The sequence below is a fragment of the Aestuariivirga sp. genome, from assembly GCF_041738905.1.
Lineage (GTDB): Bacteria > Pseudomonadota > Alphaproteobacteria > Rhizobiales > Aestuariivirgaceae > Aestuariivirga.
Genome location: NZ_JBGSOZ010000155.1, coordinates 1 through 22,003, shown reverse-complemented (window position 1 = coordinate 22,003; position 22,003 = coordinate 1). Strand labels below are relative to the sequence as shown.

The 22,003-nt window shown below is 62.0% G+C and carries 15 protein-coding genes; 9 read left to right on the top strand and 6 right to left on the bottom strand.

The window, feature by feature from the left end; translation table 11 throughout:
* Positions 1–183: 183 nt before the first annotated feature.
* Positions 184–528 (bottom strand): hypothetical protein, encoded by a 345-nt coding sequence (locus tag ACEW8Q_RS14605; RefSeq protein ID WP_373504782.1) that lies wholly within the window; start codon positions 526–528, stop codon positions 184–186.
* A gap of 318 nt (positions 529–846) precedes the next feature.
* Here ACEW8Q_RS14605 and ACEW8Q_RS14600 point away from each other — a divergent pair, with 318 nt between their 5' ends.
* From ACEW8Q_RS14600 to ACEW8Q_RS14585, 4 genes are all read left to right on the top strand, one after another.
* On the top strand, positions 847–2,532 hold the full coding sequence (locus ACEW8Q_RS14600) for a hypothetical protein (protein WP_373504781.1): 1,686 nt from the start codon (positions 847–849) through the stop codon (positions 2,530–2,532).
* Between the two features lie 23 nt (positions 2,533–2,555).
* The gene (locus ACEW8Q_RS14595) at positions 2,556–2,792 is read left to right on the top strand and encodes a hypothetical protein (RefSeq protein ID WP_373504780.1); all 237 of its coding nucleotides are present in this window, start codon (positions 2,556–2,558) and stop codon (positions 2,790–2,792) included.
* A gap of 659 nt (positions 2,793–3,451) precedes the next feature.
* Complete coding sequence (locus ACEW8Q_RS14590; protein ID WP_373504779.1) at positions 3,452–3,634, top strand: hypothetical protein; 183 nt, start codon at positions 3,452–3,454, stop codon at positions 3,632–3,634.
* Positions 3,635–3,702: 68 nt separating this feature from the next.
* The gene (locus tag ACEW8Q_RS14585; RefSeq protein ID WP_373504778.1) at positions 3,703–11,802 is read left to right on the top strand and encodes a beta strand repeat-containing protein; all 8,100 of its coding nucleotides are present in this window, start codon (positions 3,703–3,705) and stop codon (positions 11,800–11,802) included.
* 100 nt (positions 11,803–11,902) lie between these two features.
* On the opposite strand, the gene ACEW8Q_RS14580 is transcribed toward ACEW8Q_RS14585, so the two are convergent.
* Together ACEW8Q_RS14580 and ACEW8Q_RS14575 are read right to left on the bottom strand one after the other, a co-directional pair.
* Positions 11,903–12,757, bottom strand: a complete 855-nt coding sequence (locus ACEW8Q_RS14580) for an amidohydrolase (protein ID WP_373504777.1) — start codon at positions 12,755–12,757, stop codon at positions 11,903–11,905.
* A 52-nt stretch (positions 12,758–12,809) separates the two neighbouring features.
* Positions 12,810–13,862 (bottom strand): Gfo/Idh/MocA family protein, encoded by a 1,053-nt coding sequence (locus ACEW8Q_RS14575; protein ID WP_373504776.1) that lies wholly within the window; start codon positions 13,860–13,862, stop codon positions 12,810–12,812.
* Positions 13,863–14,074: 212 nt separating this feature from the next.
* Here ACEW8Q_RS14575 and ACEW8Q_RS14570 point away from each other — a divergent pair, with 212 nt between their 5' ends.
* The 3 genes from ACEW8Q_RS14570 to ACEW8Q_RS14560 all read left to right on the top strand — a co-directional run bounded on the left by ACEW8Q_RS14570 (position 14,075) and on the right by ACEW8Q_RS14560 (position 16,830).
* Entirely contained in the window at positions 14,075–14,944 is an 870-nt protein-coding gene (locus ACEW8Q_RS14570; protein WP_373504775.1) for a PfkB family carbohydrate kinase, read from the top strand.
* Between the two features lie 111 nt (positions 14,945–15,055).
* On the top strand, positions 15,056–16,021 hold the full coding sequence (locus ACEW8Q_RS14565) for a DUF2279 domain-containing protein (protein ID WP_373504807.1): 966 nt from the start codon (positions 15,056–15,058) through the stop codon (positions 16,019–16,021).
* Between the two features lie 113 nt (positions 16,022–16,134).
* On the top strand, positions 16,135–16,830 hold the full coding sequence (locus ACEW8Q_RS14560; protein WP_373504774.1) for a Crp/Fnr family transcriptional regulator: 696 nt from the start codon (positions 16,135–16,137) through the stop codon (positions 16,828–16,830).
* 16 nt (positions 16,831–16,846) lie between these two features.
* Here ACEW8Q_RS14560 and ACEW8Q_RS14555 read toward each other — a convergent pair whose 3' ends face one another.
* Positions 16,847–18,016: an aminotransferase gene (locus tag ACEW8Q_RS14555; protein WP_373504773.1), complete on the bottom strand. Its 1,170-nt coding sequence runs from the start codon at positions 18,014–18,016 to the stop codon at positions 16,847–16,849.
* Between the two features lie 68 nt (positions 18,017–18,084).
* On the opposite strand from ACEW8Q_RS14555, the gene ACEW8Q_RS14550 reads away from it, so the two are divergent.
* On the top strand, positions 18,085–19,056 hold the full coding sequence (locus ACEW8Q_RS14550; protein WP_373504772.1) for a quinone oxidoreductase: 972 nt from the start codon (positions 18,085–18,087) through the stop codon (positions 19,054–19,056).
* A 7-nt stretch (positions 19,057–19,063) separates the two neighbouring features.
* On the opposite strand, the gene ACEW8Q_RS14545 is transcribed toward ACEW8Q_RS14550, so the two are convergent.
* Positions 19,064–19,900 carry a serine protease gene (locus tag ACEW8Q_RS14545; RefSeq protein ID WP_373504771.1) on the bottom strand — a complete coding sequence of 279 codons (837 nt, stop codon included), beginning with the start codon at positions 19,898–19,900 and terminating at the stop codon, positions 19,064–19,066.
* 123 nt (positions 19,901–20,023) lie between these two features.
* A complete protein-coding gene (locus ACEW8Q_RS14540; RefSeq protein WP_373504770.1) occupies positions 20,024–21,388 on the bottom strand; it encodes a hypothetical protein in 1,365 nt (454 codons plus the stop codon).
* Positions 21,389–21,795: 407 nt separating this feature from the next.
* Here ACEW8Q_RS14540 and ACEW8Q_RS14535 point away from each other — a divergent pair.
* On the top strand, positions 21,796–22,003 hold a 208-nt coding region (locus tag ACEW8Q_RS14535; protein ID WP_373504769.1), incomplete at its 3' end, for a hypothetical protein.

Sequence of the window (22,003 nt, the reverse complement as noted above, 5' to 3'; positions counted from 1 at the left end):
GCCGCACAAGCAAGAACCGAGTGCCCTCGAAGGCGAACCGGGCCACGTCTTCAATACCGTCTTCGTGGTGACCCACGAAGCGCAACTTTACGGAGCGCAACTCATCGCGTGATAAGGCGGATGACTTTCAAGTGTGGTTAGAAATCTCTGAACGAAACATCCGCCTGCGCAGCGCCCGCACGCTCAACGTGCTGCGTGCGACGCCTTCATTTCCTGGCCCAGCCGCCTCGAGAAGAGCAGCAGGTAGGTCGGCCCGATCAGTACCGCGAACATGACGAGCGGATACCTGATCGCTTCCAAGGGAGCGCCGAGAGAGATCAGGCTATAGGCCCCGAGCACGATCAGTGCGGTGGTCAGAAGCACGAAGACGAACCCCAGCATCACACGTCCCGCGCCCGATCCGCGCACCAGCAGGAATGCTCCCACGAGCAGGAACAAAACCGGGCTGCAACAATATGTTACCAGATTGCCATGCGCGCTGAAAGCCGGGTCACGAAAGGCCTGGATGAGGAGCGCCGACAAGGACATTGCCAGAACTGCCGATGCTCCGGCCACGATGAATGTTATCGGTTTGCCTCTGACGGTCATGCCGGACAGAATACAATCCCGGGGATAAATCGAATGTTAACGCAACCCCAGACTGATCACTCAAAGATTGCTTCACGCATTGTAAACTATCGCTGTGCGTTTACCCTTGAAGTCGGGCGCAGGCCGTGGAAATCCCGGCGTGAAGAAATTGGCAACCTTGAGTATATGTTCTCTAAAATTGCAGGCACCCCGTAAATACACCATTGAGACCGCCCTGTTAGGTTGAGCCCAGTAGGTATTCTTACATCGGGGTGAACCATGTCGCGCAGGCAGTCAAAACTGAAGGAGCTTCTTCGGAACACCTCCGGCAACATCACGCTCACGGTCGCTCTCGCCGCACTGCCGATGCTCACAGTTGCCGGCGCGGCCATCGATTATGTCTCCATGTCACGCGACATTACCTCCTTTCAGTCGGCCGTCGATACGGCCGTCATGGCGGTAACCGCCTCCGACCTCGCCAGCCTCACAGGCCTTTCAGGAAATGCCTTGACCCAGCGCATGACGCAACTGGAGACCATGGCGTCGAACTATATCGAGGCGAACTACACGTCTCGCACGGGCCGCGACAATGGCTTCGATGTCGATCTTGTCATCGATGGCTCCAAGGTCCAGCTCACGGCAACCCACATGGTCGACAGCGTCTGGATGAAGTCCTTCGGCATCGTCTCGCCGGAAGTGACCATCACGTCCGAAGTCCAGAAGGCGGCCCGGCCGATCGAACTGGTCCTTGTGATGGATACGACCGGCTCGATGGGCACGACCTACATGCAACAGGCCAGGGTCGCCGCGCGCAACCTGATGAACAAGATCTATGACGGTCCGCTGAGCGAAAAGCCGGACAACGAATACATCCGCGTCGGCTTCGTGCCCTTCTCCGGCGCGGTCCGCCTCGATACGGCGGGCTATGACTTCAGCATGGACTGGATCGACACCACGGGTGCCGCCGCCGTCTCGAAGCTGAATTTTTCCAACAGCAACTGGCACAACTGGCAGGCCTGGACCAGTCTTTACAACAGGCCATGGAACGGCTGTGTCGAAGCGCGCCTCGGCGACTACGCGACCGATGACACTGCGCCTATTGCGGGCAACACGCTGTTCACGCCCTACTTCGCGCCGGACGAGCCGTCCTACTCCAACAGCACGTCCAACGGCTATTACAACAGCTACATCAGCACGTCGGGGTCACCGAACGAGACAAGCAGCATCACCAGCAATCCTGGTTGCTCAGGCTTCTCATCGGGTTCGACCAGCACAACCAACCTCCTCTGCCGCCAGAACAACCAGAACAAATACGTCAACAAGTCGATATCGTCCGAATCCAGCTCGCAGTATGGCCCCTGGTTCAACTGCGCCAAGACCAAGGTCGTGGGCCTCACCTATGACCGCTCGAAGGTGGAAGACGCCATTACCGATATGACGGCGTCGGGCTCGACCGTCATTCCCGAAGGCCTGGCCTGGGGCTGGCGTGTGCTGTCGCCCACGGCACCCTTCACCCAGGTGCAGGGCAGTGTGAACGAGCCGGCCGATGTCATCGCGCCCTATAACAGCGCGCGCTGGCAGAAGATCATGGTGCTGATGACCGACGGTGAAAACGACGTCCTCTCGTCGGGCAACCAGATCAACAACCTGAACGGCACCTGGTACAGCGCCTATGGCCGCGGCAAGGCCACGACCAACAACCGCTTCGGCACCACCACGTCATCGCAGACCAGTGCCGCGCTCGACACCAAGATGACGGAGCTCTGCAACAACATCAAGGCACAGGGCATCACGCTCTACACCGTGGCCTTCCGCGTCAACTCGACCTCTATTCAGAACCGTCTGAGGGCCTGTGCCACGACTGAAGCCAACTACAGCTACGCCGCAGATGGCGTGGCCCTGGCCGCCGTCTTCGACCACATCGGCGAAAACGTCGCCAACACAAACATCTATCTCAGCAAGTAAACACAACACCACAGGAGCATGCCATGATTGAGAAATCCACAAGGCCCGTCACCAGGTTCGCACTGGCCATAGCACTTACGCTGGCCGCGATGCACCAACTGCCCGCCGCTGCTCTGGCGGACGACCTCCCGATTTCCGGAGAAGGCGACACGGACGGCGGCGGCGAAGGCCTTGACGGCGACGAGGGCAGCGATGACGGCATTGTATCCACATCGTCCGGCGACGAGTGCGGCGGAAGCCGTGAATTTTCCCGCTGCTGACGTGTGAAGGTCCCCGGCTCCGACCGGGTTTGATAAACGGCATGCTGCGTTGCCGGTTGCAGGACATTTCGTTCTGCCGCCGGCAACGCCGCTTTGCTTGAGTGAGATGCCGTGTTGAGAAGTCGTGTTGCCCGCCGTTCCACGACCCTCATGGCAGGCATCACCACACATGTCGGAGGCCTGTCGCCGATCATCGTCAATCCTTGGGCGAAACGTTTCGTTCCATTTTGAGTTGCGCCCGAAACAGCATCAAGTTTGGCCCAAGGGCAGTTTCGCTCAAAAAAAAATTCACTTTGGGTCATTCCGGATGAAGCCTCCGGCGAGGTGCACAAAGCCAGATGTGCAGCACGCTGGATACGAATATTCACAGGGAAACCAAAAGCCTGACGCCAAGAATTTCAGTTGCAGGTTGAGTCTTCATAAATTGACTGGCGCGTCAGAATTACTCGCCATGCCGCAAGGACAGTATATGAGAAAAAGTCGTGTGGGCCGGTGTTTCGATTTGTCCGAAGTTGACTAAATTCCTCTAGATCAAGTAGCCTGCCCCAACTTCAGGGACGGCACGGAATGTTCGGCAGACGCCTGCCGGACCTCCCAGAACATTATAACAAGCCGTTCTTTCCCACTTTAATCAAGTACTTATTCAGGAAAGCACGGACATGGCAACCATTCTTGGTACGAGCGCTGATGAAACCCTCAACGGTACAGTGGATGCCGACACCATCGTAGGTGGTGGTGGTGTGGACATCATCAATGCGGGTGATGGCGACGACGTCATTACCGCGGGTATTGGCGGAAGCGATACGTCGATGGTGGCGCAGGGTTCGATACGCTCATCCTGAGTGGCAACTTCTCCGCTTATTCGGTTGGAAGCTTTACGGGCTCCAGCATCCAGCTGACCGTAGCCGGCGTGACCGAGACGGTGAGCAACGTGGAGCAGGTGGTGTTCAACGACGCCTCGGTCCGCCTTGTGGGCGCCGGAGGCTATGCCACGATCCAGGCCGCCATCGATGCAGCTTCCGCGGGAGAGACGATCCTGATCGCGCCCGGCACCTACAACGAGCATGTGGTGATCAACAAGGCCGTGACCCTGGTCGGCGGCGGCGCCCCCGGCGACGTCGTGATCCAGGGAACCTTCACGACCGACAATCCGATCGTCACCACCGTCACGGATTTTCTGGAAACTGCAGCATCCTATTCGGGCGCGGCTGGCAACGGCATCACCGTTTCAGCCGATGACGTGACGATCTCCAATCTCACCGTCTCGGGCTTCCTGACTGGCATCGAACTCGGCAGCAATGACGGGCTCACCATATCCGATGTGGACATCACCGAAGGCGTGACCGGCATCCGCAAGGGCACCGCCGCCAACGTCACCAATTTCGAGATGTCCGGCGGCACCATCTCGGATATCTATTTCGGCATCTATGCCGGCGCGGCGATCGGAGCTGGCGCCTTCGACGGCATCACGATCGATGGAGTCACCTTCGACGACCTCGGCGAAAAGGGCATCTATGCCGAGCAGCTGTCGAACGCTGTCATCACCAACATCACGATGAACGATGTCGGCCAGTTCGGCCGCGGCCCGGCTTTCGGTCCCGCCACGCAAACCGGCGAATTCGGCAATGGCATCGACATCAACCTGAAGTATGGCGCCTATTCCAACATCGAGATCAGCAACTTCACGTTCACCGGTGTCGGGTCGAGCGCAGGTGTCGACGGTTTTCCAATTTCGAATCCCGCAATCGACTTCGGAGGCGCGATCGTCATCAAGGCCCGTGACGACGGCCCGTACAGCGGCAGTCCGGCGACGCTCGACGGCGTCACCATCTCGGACGGTTCGATCGACGGTACCAGCACGGGCATCCGGATCGGCGAACCCGGAACGGCAAATGCAAGCCCCATCAACGTCGTGGTGAACGGCGTCACGATCGACAATGCGGCCGTTGCCGACTTCGACAACGTGACGACGGCCACGCTGGAAGTGAACGGAACCTCGGGAGACGATGTGATCGATGTCTCGCCGGGCGCCACCGGATCCGTGGTGATCGATGGCGGAGCAGGCGCAGACGATCTGACCGGCGGCGGCGGCAAGGACACGCTGACGGGCGGCGAAGGCAACGATACGCTGGATGGCGGCGGTGGCACGGACACCGCCTCCTTTGCCGGCAATGCGGCGGACTACAGCATCTCGGTCTCCGGCGGCACCGTCACCGTCACCGACAACAATGCTGGTGATGGCGACGAAGGCGCCGACACCGTGGCGGACACGGAGATCATCGGCTTCTCGGACGGCAGCGTCCTCATCGTCGGTGCGGGCGGCTTCGCCACCATCCAGGAGGCGGTCGACGCTGCCGGCAATGGCGACACGATCATGATCGCCGAGGGTACCTACACCGAGCAGGTGCAGATCGACGGCAAGACGGGGCTGACACTCGTCGGCATCGGCGAAGTGACCATCAAGGCGCCGGCGGACGTCGTCGAGACCGCGCGGTCTTCCTCCGACCGCGAGATGCATTCTGTCGTGACGATCGAGAACTCGACCGGCATCACGCTCGACAACGTGAACGTCGACGGCGACGGCCGCGCCAACACCATTGAAGAGGGCGGCGGCGCAGGATCGGCGCAGTTCACCGGCGTCTTCGTGCGCAACGCCTCCGCGACGCTCGAGGATGTGGACATCACCGGCGTGCGCGATCCGCTGCCCGGCGGCACCACCATTGGCACCGGCGATCCCATTGTCAGCGGCAACCAGCGCGGCGTGGCGCTCCAGGTCGACAACGACATGCTCATGGCTTTCACCATGACGGGCGGCTCGATCAGCGACTTCCAGAAGAACGCCACAGTGTTCAGCGGCGCCGATCTCAACGTCACCGGCGTGACCATCACCGGCGGCGGCGACCAGCCCGTCAATGCCCAGAACGGCATCCAGGTGCTGAACTCGACCGGCACCATTGCCAACAACATCATCACCAACATCGGCTATGCCGGGCCTGCGCTTGCCTATTCGGGCATGATCCTGGCCTATGGCAACACCGATCTCGACATCACCGGAAACACCATCACCGGAACCAATGGTGTCAACACGGACTCGAAGGTCGTCGGCATCTACATCCTCGACTTCGGGCCGGACAACAGCGGCGGTTCGATCACCGGCAACATCATCTCGCACGTCGATTCCGGGATCGAGGTGACAGGTGGCCTCGGCCCTGACGGCATGACGATCACCGGCAATACGGTGACCGACATCGACGCCAATGACCCGTTCGCGGGCAACGTGACGTTCGATCCAACCACCTCAGCCAACAACACGGTTGAAGGCAGCGCAGGCGATGATGTGCTGAATGGCGGCTCGGGCGATGACGACCTCAGCGGCCTTGCGGGGAACGACACGATCACCGGTGGCGGCGGCACGGACTCGATTGATGGCGGCAGCGGCGACGACACGATCATATACAATTCTGGCGCAGAGCTGACCGCTGGCGAAACGGTGGATGGCGGTGCAGACTATGACGAAATTGTGTTCACTCCTGCGGTGGAAGAATATCTGACAATCAGCGCTAACGTGATCAATGTCGAGGCCGTCTCCATCGGCGGAACGGATGAGGCTCATATTGATGCCTCGGCGTCGCTCGCTGGCCTGACCATCTCCGGTAACGGCGCAGGCAACGCGCTTATCGGGTCGGCCTATGCCGACGACATCGACGGCGGCGACGGCAGCGACCATATCCTAGGCCTAGGGGGCAATGACACGATCGAAGGCGGCGCCGGCGACGACTACGCGATCTACGGCGGCAACATCGCCGGCTACGATATCAGCACCGACGGCGTTGACGTGACTGTCACTGATACGAATGCGGGGAACGGTGACAACGGCACGGACACGTTGAGCGGCTTCGAGAACATCTTTTTCATGGATCAGAATGTCATCGTGGTAGGCGGCGACAGCGAGTTCACCTCGATCCAGGCGGCGATCGATGCTGCTTCGGACGGCGATACCATCGTGGTGCTCGACGGCGTCTATACCGAGAATGTGAACGTCAACAAGGCGGTGACGCTCATCACCTCCAACGCGGGCGTGGGCGGCACCGATCCGGGCCGCGATGCGGCAACTGGCACCGGCGAAGTGACCATCGACGGCACGGTGACGATCTCTGCGGCGGGTGCTGTCACCCTCGACGGCCTGCGCTTCCTCAACAGTGTCCTCGGTGGCAACACGCTGACCATCGGAACTGGCTTCGATCACCAGATCCTCAACTCGATCTTCTACTCGACGGTCGCAGGCGGAGGCAGTGGTGACCGGGCGATCTCGATGGGCCCGATGGGCACCGGTAACGTCACGATCTCTGGCAACTACATCACGGGCTCGCAGACCGGCCTCTTTAGCACGGCCTCGTGGGACCGGGGCTTGTGGACCGATGGCGGTGGCGTCAACATCGACATCTCAGGCAACACCTTCCAGTACACGCGGACGGCCATCAACGCCGACGCGGCGTCGCCCTCGCTCATCACCATTTCGGGCAACACGATCACCTCGGCGGGGTCCGGCGTCTCCTATGGCGTCAACCACCTGAACGTCGTGGTCAACGGCATGACATTCGAGAACGTCGGCGACGAGTTCAACCTCCGCAACATCACGGCCGACGTGACCTTCGATGCAGGCGCGGCGATTGCTACACTGAACACCGGCTATCCTGGCTATGACTTCGTCGTGGTTCTGGGCGGCACCGGCAACGACACGCTGACGGGTTCTGCCTATGACGACGCGCTGGACGGCAACAACCTCAACAACAATGCCGACGACGACACGCTCAACGGATTGGCCGGCGACGACCTGCTCTACGGCAAGGCCGGCGACGATACGCTGAATGGCGGTGCCGACAATGACACCATCGCTGGTGGTGCGGGAACTGACACGATCACCGGCGGCAGCGGCGATGACAGCATTGTCTTCAATGCGGGGTCGGAACTGACCGCAGGCGAAACCGTCGATGGCGGAGACGACGTCGACACGGTGGTATTCACCTCCGGCGCCGGTGACACGCTGACACTCACAACGAATGTCATCAACATCGAAAAGGTTCTCATCAACTCATCGGTCGACTCGAACGTCGATGCCTCGGCGCTGTCGGCGGGCCTCGAAATCGACGGCAACGCCTATGCCAACGTCATCACCGGTACGTCCGGAACTGACGACATCGATGGCGGCGACGGCGATGACACGCTTACGGGCGGCGAAGGTGACGACACCATCGCGGGCGGCGATGGAGCCGATACTGCGACTTACACGGGCAATCTGTCCGACTTCGACATCTCGACCAACGGAGTCTCGCTCACCGTCAATGACAACAATGCGGGCGACGGCGACGAAGGCAGCGACACGCTAAGCAGCGTGGAAACGCTCGACTTCGCCGATGCCTCGGTTCTCGTGGTGGGAACGGGCGGTTATGCCACGATCCAGGCGGCGATCGACGCGGCTTCCGATGGCGATACCATCGTGGTGCTCGACGGCGTCTATACCGAGAATGTGAACGTCAACAAGGCGGTGACGCTCATCACGTCCAACGCGGGTGTGGGCGGCACCAATCCGGGCCGGGATGCGGCAACTGGCACCGGCGAAGTGACCATCGACGGCACGGTGACGATCTCGGCGGCGGGTGCTGTCACCCTCGACGGCCTGCGCTTCCTCAACAGTGTCCTCGGTGGCAACACGCTGACCATCGGAACTGGCTTCGATCACCAGATCCTCAACTCGATCTTCTACTCGACAGTCGCAGGCGGAGGCAATTCTGCGGATGATCGCGCCATCTCGATGGGGCCGCTGGCCTCAGGCAACGTCACCATCTCCGGCAACTACATCACCGGTTCCGAGCCGGGCCTGTTCGGCACCGCCTCGTGGGGACGCGGGCTTTGGACCGATGGCGGTGGCGTCAACATCGACATCTCGGGCAACACCTTCCAGTACACGCGGACGGCCATCAACGCCGACGCGGCGTCGCCCTCGCTCATCACCGTTTCGGGCAACACGATCACCTCGGCGGGGTCCGGCGTCTCCTATGGCGTCAACCACCTGAACGTCGTGGTCAACGGCATGACCTTCGAGAACGTCGGCGACGAGTTCAACCTCCGCAACATCACGGCCGACGTGACCTTCGATGCAGGCGCGGCAATCACCGCGCTGACCACAGTCAACACGACCAATGACTTCGTCGTGGTGCTGGGCGGTACCGGCAACGATACGCTGACGGGCTCTGTCTATGATGACGCGCTGGACGGCAACAACCTCAACAACAATGCCGACGCCGACACGTTGAACGGCCTTGCCGGTGACGACCTGCTCTATGGCAAGGGCGGCGACGACACGCTGAACGGCGGCGCCGACGATGACACGGTGGATGGGGGTGACGGCGACGACACCGTCACCGGTGGCGCCGGCGCTGACGCCCTCACCGGCGGCAACGGCATCGACACGCTTGACTATGCGGGCTCGGCTGCGGTCACTGTCAACCTCGCCGCCAACACGGCCTCCGGAGGCGATGCAACAGGAGACACCATTTCGGGCTTCGAGAATGTCATCGGCACAGCCTTTGCCGACACCATCACGGGCGATGGCAACGACAACGATCTTGTCGGTGGAGACGGCAACGACCTTCTCAATGGCGGCGCGGGCGGTGACACCCTCAACGGCGGCAACGGCATCGATACGGCGAGCTATGCCGGATCGGCGGCGGGCGTCACCATCAATCTGGGCACCGGGTCGGTGACAGGCGGCGATGCAACGGGCGACATGCTCATCAGCATCGAGAACATACTGGGTTCCGCTGAAGCCGACACGATCACCGGCGACAACAACGCCAATACGCTTGAAGGCGGTGATGGTGACGACGTGATCATCGGCCAGGGCGGCGACGACACCCTGATCGGTGGTGCAGGTGCGGATGCCCTGATCGGTTCCGGCGGCACCGACACGGTGAACTACAGCGCCTCGGCTACCGGGGTGAATGTGAACCTGGCAACGACAGTCGGCACCGGCGGCGATGCCGAGGGCGACACGCTGAGCGGCATCGAGATTGTGCGCGGTTCCAACTTCGCCGACACGATCACCGGCGACAGTCTTGCCAACACGCTGTTCGGCCAGAACGGAAGCGACACGATCAACGGCGGCGATGGTGACGACACCATCGCGGGCGGCAATGGTGCAGACGTTCTCGACGGCGGCGCGGGCGTCGATACGCTCAACGCGGCCGGCACCAGCGCGAACATGACGATCAATCTTGCAACCAACTTCATCACCGGTGGCGACTCGACGGGCGACACCATCGCCAACTTCGAAAATGTCATCGCTGCAAACGGCAATGACACGGTGACCGGGACCGCGGGCGCCAACCGGCTGGATGGCGGAAGCGGCAACGATATCTTGAGCGGCGGCGCGGGAGCTGACGTCCTCATCGGCGGGTCAGGCACGGACACGGCAACCTATGCCGATGCCGCGTCCGGGGTGACCGTCAATCTTGGCAATGGCACGGGGTCGGCGGGGGATGCCAACGGCGATACGCTGAGCGGCATCGAGAACCTGATCGGTTCCAGCCACGGCGATACGCTTCTGGGCAACTCGCTTGTCAACATCCTCGATGGCGGCGACGGTGACGACGTCCTCACCGGCGGTGCCGGCGCGGACTTCATCAATGGCGGCAACGGCAACGATACCGCGTCCTACGCGACAGCGGCATCCGGCGTCACCGTCAATCTCGGGACTGGCATCAACACCGGTTCAGATGCTGCGGGCGACGTGCTGACCAGCATCGCGAACCTCATCGGCTCCGGGTACAACGATACGCTGACGGGCGACGCCGATGCCAACGCACTCTATGGCGGCAGCGGCGTGGATACGCTCGACGGCGGTGACGGCGATGACCTCATTGCCGGCGGCATCCTGGGTGACGTGCTCATCGGTGGCCTGGGCAGCGATACGCTTGACTACTCGGCGTCTGGCAATGTCTCGGTCAACCTGGGCGCCAACACCGTGGGAGGCAGCCATGCTGCAGGCGATACGATCTCGGGCTTCGAGAACGTGCTTGGCAGCAACTTCGCGGACAGCCTGGTAGGCTCTTCGGGTGACAACACGATGAACGGCAATGGCGGCAACGACACGCTGTTTGCAGACGCAGGCGCCGACACGCTCATCGGCGGACTCGGTGTGGATACGGTCACCTTCCAGAATTCGGTGGTGGGCGTCACCGTGAACCTGCTGACGGGCACGGGTTCTGGCGGCGATGCCGAGGGAGACACCTACGCCGGGATCGAGGGCGTGCGCGGCACCAATGCCGTGGACATCATCACCGGTGATGCGGCGGACAACTCCTTCAACGGTGCGGCCGGAAACGACATCATCAGCGGCGGAGACGGAAATGACACGATCATCGGCGGAAACGGGGCCGATACGCTCGATGGCGGCAATGGAGTCGACACGCTGAACGCGTCCGGCACCAGCGGCAACCAGACGGTAAACCTCGCCACCAACTTTATCACGGGCGGCGACTCGACGGGCGACACCATCGTCAACTTCGAGAATGTGCTGACCGGCAGCGGCAACGACAGCCTCACTGGCTCGGCGGATGCGAACCTGCTGAACGGCGGCGGCGGCAGCGACACGCTGACAGGCGGTCTCGGCACCGACACGCTGATCGGCGGGACGGGCACCGACAGCTTCGTCTTCACGAGCTTGGCGGACAGTGCCGTGGGTGCGAGCCGCGACACGATCGGCGACTTCTCGCAGTCGCAGCTCGACGTGATGAACCTCGCGGCGATCGACGCGGTGGCTGGCGGCGGCGACGATGCCTTCACCTTCATCGCCTCGGCCGCCTTCACCAATGTTGCTGGCCAGCTCCGTTACTTCACCGGCAGTGGAACCACAGTCGTCGAAGGTGATGTCGATGGCGATGGCGAGGCTGACTTCCAGATCGGCCTCACGGGAATATTCGCGCTCACCGGCGCCGACTTCGTGCTCTGACCTCGACAACAATCAGCTTGCAGGTGCGGACAAGGCACCTGCGATCCGGCGAGACGCCAGAGGCCCCGCGAATCGTGAGGATCCGCGGGGCCTCGTCGGTTCAGGCGAGGCGATAGGCCGCGATGCCGTTGTCGCGGAACAGCTTGCGCTTTTCTTCAGGCGTGCAGCCAGCCGTGGCCCAATCCAGAACCTCCAGCCAGTCGGGGTAGCGGCCCGCGAGTTCCGACACCGGCCAGTCGCCTCCATACATGATGCGGTTGAAGCCGAAGCTTTCGATCACATGGTCGATGTAGGGGCGAAGCTGCTCGCGCGTCCAGCTTTCATGGGCGGCCTCGGTGGTGACGCCGGAGAGCTTGCAAACGACATTGGGAAGGGACGCCATTTCGCGGATGTTCGCCGCCCAGGGTTCCATCAGGCCTGCCTTGATGCCGGGCTTGGCGATATGATCGAGCACGAAGGATACGTCCGGGCAGCGGCGTACCAGTTCGAGCGTGTTCGGAAGCTGGTGATGGAAGATGCAGATGTCGAAGGACAGGTTGTACTTCGGCAGCAGCTTGATGGCCGAAAGGAAGTCGGGCTTCAGCACGAAGTCCGGGTCGGGCTGGTTCTGGATCAGACGGCGCACGCCTCGCACCACGTCGAGTTTCGACAGGCGCTCCATCTCGGGCTCGAGTGCCGCGCCGCGTTCCATCGGCAGGCAGGCCACGCATCCCTTGATGCGGGTGTCCTTCTCGGACATCGACTGCACCCATTCGGCCTCATCGAGATATTGCGGCATGTCGACGTCGACCTCAACGAAGACGAGAGACTCGATCGTGTAGGGCCGGGCCAGCGCCGTCAGATCGTCGGCGGACCAGTCACGGCCGAGTTTCGGCGCGCCCGCGGCCCAGCTGTACTTGAATTTTTTCGTGTCGAGCAGGTGCACATGTGTGTCGACGATAGGAAAATCGATCATCCGGTTGTCTCCGTATCCCTCTGGGCTGTTTCCTGGCAAAGTGTAACACTGGTCAGTTCCGGGGCTGCCACTGCACGGGTTTGACCACGCTGCCTGTCGCAGCGGCTTTATAGGCGGCCTCCACGAGCGCGTAGGTCTTGAGATTGTCCTCGCCCGATGTCTCTGCGGACAGCCCTGCGATGAACCGCTGCAGCATGTGGCGGCTGGTATTGAGCACCGCCTCCTGCGACACGTGCCACGGCCGCGTGGTCCAGGGCAGCAGCGGGCTTCCGACATGTTCCTCGAAGAAGATGCCCTGCGTCGTCACCGACATCTTCTCGCCGCGCGTCAGGACGATCGAGCCCTCGCTGCCTTCGATCTCCAGCAGCGTTTCGGGGAAGGCGTCGGGAATCTTTTTTGAGGCATAGGTGGATTCGACCACCGACACTGCGCCCCCCGTGTGGCGGAGCATCATCGTGGCCGTATCCTCGCCCGTGATAGCAGGGTTGCGCTTCTGCGTCTCGCAGGAAAGCCGGTCGACCTCGCCAAGGAAGAACCGCGCGAGGTCGAGCACATGGATGCCGACGTCGAGGATGACCATGCGCTCCTCTTTCGCCAGGTACGGTTGCCCGCGATAGATGTCATATCCGGTACGGAATGTGATGCGCGCCCAGTTCGGCGTGCCGATGCTGCCGGCATCAAGCACCGCCTTCACACGCATCATGGACGTTTCGAAGCGGAAGTTCTCATGCACCGCGAGCCACGCATTGTTCGCCCGCGCGGTCTCGACGATGGCGATACATTCCTCCCACACAGGCGCGAAGGGTTTCTGCACGATGGCGCCAATCCCGCGTGCGGCTGCAATGGCAGCAAGCTCACGGTGCGTATCCATCCGGGTGGCGATGTCGACGAGATCGATCTTCACGGTGTCGAGCATCTGCGCCATGTCGGTGAACCACGGTACGCCGAAGGTCTTGCCTGCCGCTTCCGCCCGCGCCGCGTCGCGGTCGCACACGGCGGAAAGGATGCCGCCTTCGGGCTTGAGTGCCGCCCAGGCATGAAGATGGTTCTGGGCATAGAAACCGCACCCGACCATTCCCACCGAAACACGATCGCGCTGCGCCATCCGTGCACTCTCCTTTTGACAAAATGCCCGAAAACGAAGCGTGACAGGCGGAAGGAACGATCATGGGTGACGGCGGCGGAAGGCGTCAAGCCCCGGCGTTGGATTCCGCTGAGGATATATGCGTCATCTGCGCCGCCCTTGCCGGGAGAGATTGAATCCAGGCAAGGCGGACTGTATCGCTGCTGTCTGCCGCCAATGCTTCGGGAGGGACCGTGCCGGAATTCGAATTTGCCGCCGTGGGCGACAATTGTGTCGACCGGTTTCTGCCACCGGCGGATGAATGCCTCGTGGGTGGCAACGCCCTGAACGTGGCCGTGCAACTGGCCATGCTCGGCCGCAAGGTCCACTATTTTGGCGCTGTCGGTGACGATGCCGCGGGCCGGGCCGTGACGGAGGCGCTTGCGGAGCAGGGGGTCCTCGCAACCGGACTGCGGACGCTGCAGGGATTTCGCACGGCCTATACCGACATCGAGATGACAGAGGATGGCGACCGCAGCTTCGTCTTCGAGGAGTTCGGTGCATGTGCGGCCTATCGGGCGGCCCCCGAAGACATCTCACTCTTGAAGGGGATGCGCCACATTCACATTGGCTGGCTTGGCGATGGCGGCGCCCTCAGGCGGGCCTTGCGCGGCCAGGGCCCCACGCTGTCGCAGGACCTCTCGGTCAACAATACGCCCGAGAACCTGTCTGCCGAAGGACTCGATGTGGCCTTCTGTTCGGCTGATCCCGATCATGCGGAGAGCGAGGCCCGCCGGTTGCTCGAACAGGGCGCGCGGCTTGCGGTGGTGACGATGGGAGCCGCTGGAAGCTTCCTCAGCGACGGCCGGCGCAAATTGACGGCCTCGGCGGCACCCGTGACGCCGGAAGACACGACCGGGGCGGGCGACGCCTTCATCGCCGGGTTTATCGATGCTCAGGCGAGTGGGGCGGATCTGGAGCATTGCATGGCTCATGGTGCAGCGCGGGCCGCAGCGGCCTGCCTGCATCGCGGCGGCTTCCCGCAACGCCCTCTGAAAGCGCTCGCCCAGAAGTTTGATCCACAGGGCGAAGACCCCCTTGGAGACAGGCCAGACCTGATGTAACAATATGTCATGAATCGCGTTGTGGCTGGGACAGTGGGGTGCCTGTTGAGTGCGGGGGTGTATGCCCCTGTGCATGCAGATGTGCTATCGTCAGGCGAGACAGTCGTGACGATGCAATCTCTCGACACATCGTCCAGGGCTCTTGCCGACCTGCGCCCGAAGCAGCATGAGCCCGATGTGAATGTCGATCTGCTGCAGTCTGGCTTCCACATCGAACCGGCGTCGTTCACCTCTGGTATCTCAACTCTGCATGACGAGTTCCGCTACAATGTTCAGTATGCGGATGTATCGACCTATGGCGGGTACGATGCAGGTGTGTTTCTTGCCCAGAGTGATGCCATCCTTTGGGATATCGTCGGTGCTTACGGCCTGACCACAGCTTTGGGCATGAGCAACTGGGAGTGGGGCAGTTCCGGCTTTCATTTCAAGAATGAGGGCTGGTTCGGCACGGATACCAAGTACGCGGGCGTGGACAAGCTGGGCCACGCCTATACAGGCTATCTGCTGACGGAATACTTCTCGCAGCGCATCGCCCATCAGATGCGCGATGGCGACAATGCCATCATAACGGGCGCCATTCTCGGCATGGGCGTCCAGACCTATGTGGAGTTCTTCGACGGTTTCTCGGGCGGCCACGGCTTCTCGTATGAAGACCTGATCGCCGATGGCCTCGGTGTCGGGTTCTCGGTCCTGCGCAACACCGTGCCCGGCCTGCGTGAAAAGCTGGATTTCCGGCTTGAATACCTGCAGTCGGAACTTTCGGACTTTGCTCCGGTTTCCGACTATGCCGGGCAGAAATATACGCTGGCTTTGAAGCTTGCCGGTTTTGAAGAGTTCGAGGAAACGCCGTTGCGCTTCGTGGAACTGCAGGTCGGGTACTTCGCGCAAGGCTACACCGATGCCGAGCGCGAGGCCGGGGTGAAGCAGTCGCGCGACCCCTATGTCGCGATCGGGTTCAATCTGAACGAGTTGGTCGGAGAAACCAGCCTGAGCGACACAACCGGTGGCCTCGTGGCCAGCCGCGCGTTCGAATATCTTCAGGTGCCCTACACCTACGTCCCCACATCCTCACGCTAGTCGCTCATACAGCCGCAAGGATTGCGACGCCGGCAGTTCACAAATTCGTGATCTCCTGACCGCATGAACCGCTCAATAACTGTGATATGTGTCACAGACACGGAGTGTCTTTCATGCGGCAGAGATCGAACCGCTCTGGATCGGGCGCACGCCGGCCCGTTCATTCGGTTCCCTGGCCGGTGAGCCGCGCCTTTCTTACGGCGGCGAAGCGTGTTGATTTGCGAGTCCGCGAAGTGCTCTTCCATGCCGGCGATGGCGGGGATGGCTGCTACTTCATTCGGAGCGGCGTGGTGAAGGCTTCCGTGATCGCAAAAGACGGGCAGGAGCGGCTTCTTGCGGTGCTTGGTCCTGGCTCGCTCATTGGCGAATTGGCCCTCATCGACGATGAACCGCGCTCCGCGACGATCTCGGCGCTGAAACCATGCCGGCTCCTGCATCTGACCAAGTCATCGTTCTTCCGCCTGGCGGACGGTAATCCGGAGGTCTACCGGGAAGCGCTGAAGCTTCTGGCCCGTCGGCTTCGTGGGGCCAATGACTCGGTCGTGGCGCAAGGTACGGTCACAGTGTTGGGCCGGGTCGCTCGGGCCTTTGCATCGCTGGCGGAGGGGATGGGCGATCCGCAGCCCGATGGCCGCATCCTGCTGGCCAACAAGATCACCCAGAACGACATTGCAGGCATGGCCGGCGTCGCGCGTGAAAATGCCAGCCGCGCCATCAACGATCTCTTGCGCGAGGGCGTACTGAGCCGGGCCGGGAGCTTCTACATGATCGAACGGCTGGACGAACTGAACGACATGGCGGAAATCTGAACCCTCCGCAGTCCGGTTACCGCTGGCTCTCCATCAACCGGTCCACCAGCGTCTCCATGTCGCTGGCCTCGGCATTGGCGAAAGCGATGCGGAGATACTTGTCCTGGCCCGGCCCGAACATCGAGCCCGGCAGGCACAGAACGTCATGCTCGCCCGCCAGCCGCATCGCCACCTGCTTGGCATTTTCGTCCGTGAGCGGATGTTCCACGTAGGCGAACAGCGCGCCTGAACTGACCAGCCTGTAACCAAGCCCGCTGCGGGTGAACGCTTTCCGGAGCGCCTCAAGCCGGCCCTTCATCATGGCAATCTTGGCTGCCTTCCATTGATCGAGCGAGGCCAGCGCAAAAAGCGCGGCGCGCTGCGAAATATGCGGCGTGCAGATGATCATGCAGTCGAGGATCTTCTCGATCTCGGCGAGGATGCGCGCCGAGGCCGTGATCGACCCTACGCGATAACCCGTCATCGAGTAGACCTTCGAGAAGCTGTAGAGATGGATGAAGGCATCCTCCCAGCCGGGCTTCGAGAAGATCGAATGCGCGGGTGCGGCATCGGCGCGGAAATCCTTGTAAGTCTCGTCGATCACCAGCGCGATGCCGCGCGCCCTCGCCAGATCGAAGAAGGCATCGATCACATGTGGAGGGTAGATCGAACCCGTCGGGTTGTTGGGCGAGCACAACACGATGGCGCGCGTGTTGGCATCGATGAGTTTCGCGGCATCCTCAGGCCTCGGATAGGTGACGCCATCGCCGAAAGCGGGCACATAGCGCGCCTCGACGCTCAGCATGTCCAGCCACATCGTATGATTGAAGAAGTAGGGCACCGGAACGATGACGTTGTCGCCGGCCTTGGCAATTGCCATGATCGAGGCCGCGAAGGCCTGGTTGCAGCCCGACGTGACGCAGACATTCTCCGCCGCAACGCTGCCGTTGTAATCGGCCGACATGTGAGAGGCGATGGCGCTGCGAAGCTCTGGCAGACCGTAGATGTCGGTATAGAGGCTGACACCGGGAAGGCTCGCCGCGCGGGCCACTTCAGCGTCGAGTTCCTCGGCCGGCGGCCAACTCGGCACGGCCTGGCAGAGATTGAGCAATGCGCGGTTCCGCAGGCCCGGCCTGATCCAGCTCTGCGCTTCCATGATGGGCGGTGCCTCGATCCGATGGATGGCGGGATTGACGGCATATGTCATGATGGGGCACCAAGAAGCAGAAATGCGGTTGCGCCGGAAGATGCCGGGCGCCGCGAGGAGGTGCAAGCATGAAAGCGATCCGGATCACTGAAACGGGCGGCCCCGCCGTGATGAAGCTGGTGGATGTGGAAGTCGGCAAGCCGGGCAGGGGTGAGGTGCGCGTGCGCCAGACCGCGGTCGGACTCAATTACATCGACACCTATCACCGCTCGGGCCTCTATCCGGTTCCCTTGCCCTCCGGCATCGGACTTGAAGCAGCAGGCGTTGTCGAGGAACTGGGCGAGGGCGTTACCAGCCTCAAGGTGGGTGACCGCATCGCCTATGGCGTGGGAGCGCTCGGCGCCTATGCCGAGATGCGTAATCTTCCTGCCAACCGAATCACCAGGCTCACCGATGCCATCTCGGACGAGACGGCCGCCGGCATGATGCTGAAGGGCATGACGGTCCGCTACCTGCTGCGCGCCACCTACAAGGTGCAGGCGGGCGAGACCATCCTGCTGCACGCGGCAGCGGGCGGCGTCGGGCTCATCCTCAGCCAGTGGGCGAAGGCGCTGGGCGTGACCGTCATCGGGACCGTCGGCTCGGACGCGAAGATGCAGATCGCCCGCGACCATGGCTGCGACCACGTCATCAACTCGTCGACCGAAAACGTCGTGGCCCGCGTGAAGGAGATCACCGGCGGCGCAGGCGTGCCGGTTGTCTATGACGGTGTCGGACAGGCAACGCTGGTGACATCGCTCGACTGCCTGAAGCCGCGGGGCCTTCTGGTGAGCTTCGGCAATGCATCGGGTCCGGTGAAGGCCTTCGACCTCGGGATGCTGGCGTCCAGGGGCTCGCTCTACGTCACGCGGCCCACGCTGATGACCTACACGGCCTCGGATGCCGACCTGAAGGAAACGGCGGACGATCTCGTGCAGATGGTGTCGAGCGGCAAGGTGAAGATACCCGTCAACCAGCGCTATGCGCTGGCCGATGCCGTGAAGGCGCATGAAGACCTGGAAAGCCGCAAGACGACGGGAACGACGGTGCTGATTCCCTGACCGGGGATCAGCCGCTGCAGGACGAGGCTGATGGCAGCGACTGCCAGGTTCCCGTGCAGCTGACCTCGGTGCAGAGGAAGCCCGCCAGGGTGCGGACGGGAACGGCGTGGGCGAGGTTCAGGGGCTGGCCCGCGCCGTCATAGAGCGTGCTGACGATCATGCCGACGAGCTGTCCCGATCCGTTGAACAGGGGGCCGCCCGATTCGCCCTTCTGGGTCGACATCCGCAGCACCATCGCATCGGGATAACCGAACTTGCCATTGTTGCCGGCATAGCGGACCTGCTTGCCGAAATGCGCGGCTTCGAACTCGCCGAGGCGCGCCGTGTCGCCCTGCGCGTGCGGCCGGCCGAGGGAATAGACCATGTTGCCCTTGGCGAGGCACTGGTTGTCGCCAGGTGTCACGGGCTTGCCCGAAAAGCCGCGCAACTTCACGAGAGCCATGTCGTTCTCGGGCTGGATGGCGACCACTGTACCTGAGTAAAGCCGCCCGTTCGCGGCGCGCGCCGAAACGGTGTTGCCCTTCCGCTTGGCGACATGCGCCGCTGTCATCACGTAGCCGTTGCTGTCGACGACGAAGCCGCTGCCCGATGTGACGGGTGTGCCGCGTTCCCTGGTGCTCGCGGCATCCGCCCCGAACTTCTCCGACACCACGAGCGTGACATAGGTCGGGCCTGATTTCCTGACCAGTCCCGCGACCTGCTCCGTACTCGCGACCTGATCGCCCACGGGAACGGAAGTCTGCTGGACGTTGAAGTTCCGGCTTTCGAGATCGACGTTCTGCGTGGCGTCGCAACCGGCCAAAGCCAGTCCGAGCAGGGCGGGAATGATGAGGCGAAGGTGCATCGATAACTCTTTCGCACTGTCTATGGGGGCAAATCGGGGCGGCAGCAAGGCCCTGCGTCGATGCTCCGCGCAAAAAGAAACGGCCCGCCGAAGCGGGCCGTCCCTGTCGTGATGCAGCTTCGATTAGAAGCGGAACACGGTCACGAGGTCGACCTGGAAGGACTGCGCATCATCGTATTCGGTGATGCTGCCGTCAGCATTGAGAACGTCATCAAAGTCGCTGGTCATGATCCACTCGCCTTCGAGGCCGATCGTCAGCTTGTCCACCGGATCGTAGTAGATGCCGGCGAGGACTGCGTTGACAGTCTGGTCGCTGTAATCGGCCGAGGTGTAGCCGTAGGCGATTTCGGCGTGCACTTCATCGCTCAGGTTGGCGCTGGCGAGGATAGAAGCGCGCCAGAAGTCCTGACCGTTGTTGTACTGACCCATGGCAGCGCCAGCCGAGATGTTGGCAATGTCGCCGAGAGCGAAGCCGATACCGGCGCCGACTGCGAAGGGATCTTCGGGATCTGCCACACCGACGGCATTGAGGAACTCGTCGTCCGCAGAGCGCCACACGCCCGAGATTTCGCCGCTGAACATGTCGCCAGCGTACTTGATCTCACCGGCCACGCCGAGGTTGTTGTCTTCCGAAAGCGGGTTGCCGGAGTTGAAGCCACCCACGCCAGTCGCATCTTCCAGAGCGATGGCAACGAAGAAGGGACCGCTGGCATAGGTCAGACGCATCTGGGTCGAGTCACCCGGGTTCAGGGCAACGTCAGCGTTGTCCGTGTAGTAGCAGGTGCAAGCGCCATCATAGCCATAGCCGATGTTGCCGAGCGAACCCGTGAAACCGCCACCGAGGGTCAGTTCAGGGGTCATTGCCCACCAGCCCCATGCCTCTTCGACGTACACGCCGCCGTTGAAGATGAAGGAATTGGTGGTGCTCTCGTTGGCGAGACGACGGTTGCCGTCGAGGTTGCCGCGGAGGTTGATCGTCGCGCCGACTTCGCCGACTGCGGTGTCGGTCTTGCCGACAACCTTGATCTGGCCGCGGGCATAGACGTCAAGGTCATCGTAGTCGTTGTCGCCACGAGCAATGACATCACGCGAGTACGTGCCATCTTCGTTTTCGACGCGAACGTAGGTCTTATAGTCCTGCGTGCCGTTGACGTAGACCAGACCGGCGCGGGCATAGCCCGACCATGCGATCTCGGTACCAGCCGGAGCGTCAGCCGTCGGCAGGACGCTGATGATGGTGGCCGAGTTGCCTTCGTTGGCAATCTGCTTGTTCAGGCGGTCGAGGCCCGGAACAACGATCTGCTCGCCCTTCGACACCGTCATGAGCGAATAGCCAGCCGGAACAGCCGGAGCGGCTTCCATGGCGGCCATACGGCTGTTGAGGGCTTCGATCTGGGCCTTGAGGTCCGACAGTTCGTCAGCGTAAGCGCCGGCCGAGGTTACGGCGAGAGCCGCACCACCGAGAAGCGCCATCTTGATCATCTTCATTCTTGTTCTCCCAAGTCTCTGGAGTTTGAGTAGCCCCCCCATCCCCTGCAAACGGTACTGGAAGGAAATGCACGAGTCGATCGAGCACGGTCTCGTTGTCTGCCTAAACCCGTCCGAGGTCAACGCGTCTGATGAGTTTCTGGCCAGAATTCCGCCGCATGTTACTCATTTGCCACAGTAGGGGCTTCCGCCGGGGTCAAAATGATTAGTTCTTCTATATCAATATATTAACAGATGGTTAATGGTGGGCGCAAGAACAGGTTTGGGTCCGTCTTCCATGCCAGCGCCACAGTCTGGGCCACAGTTCAGACCACCGTAAACCACCCGTTCGCCCCGTTCCGGGTCGCGACTCGACTTGCCCGGCAAGTTGCGTGATAAAACGAATCGTTAGCCGAGGGGTGCTCCGAATGCCGTTCCGACCGTCGAAGTGGGCGATCTATGCGCCTGTCGCCGTGCTGCCGTTCCTGGCGGCGCTGTTTCTGCAGGGTCGCGGCCTTCAGGACGACATTTCCCGTCAGGTGCTCGACAATCTCTCCAGGGTGGACGCCGGCTGGGCCAGGGCGGAGATTGCCGGCCGCGACGTGCGGTTGGCGGGCGACGCGCCGAGCGCCGGGC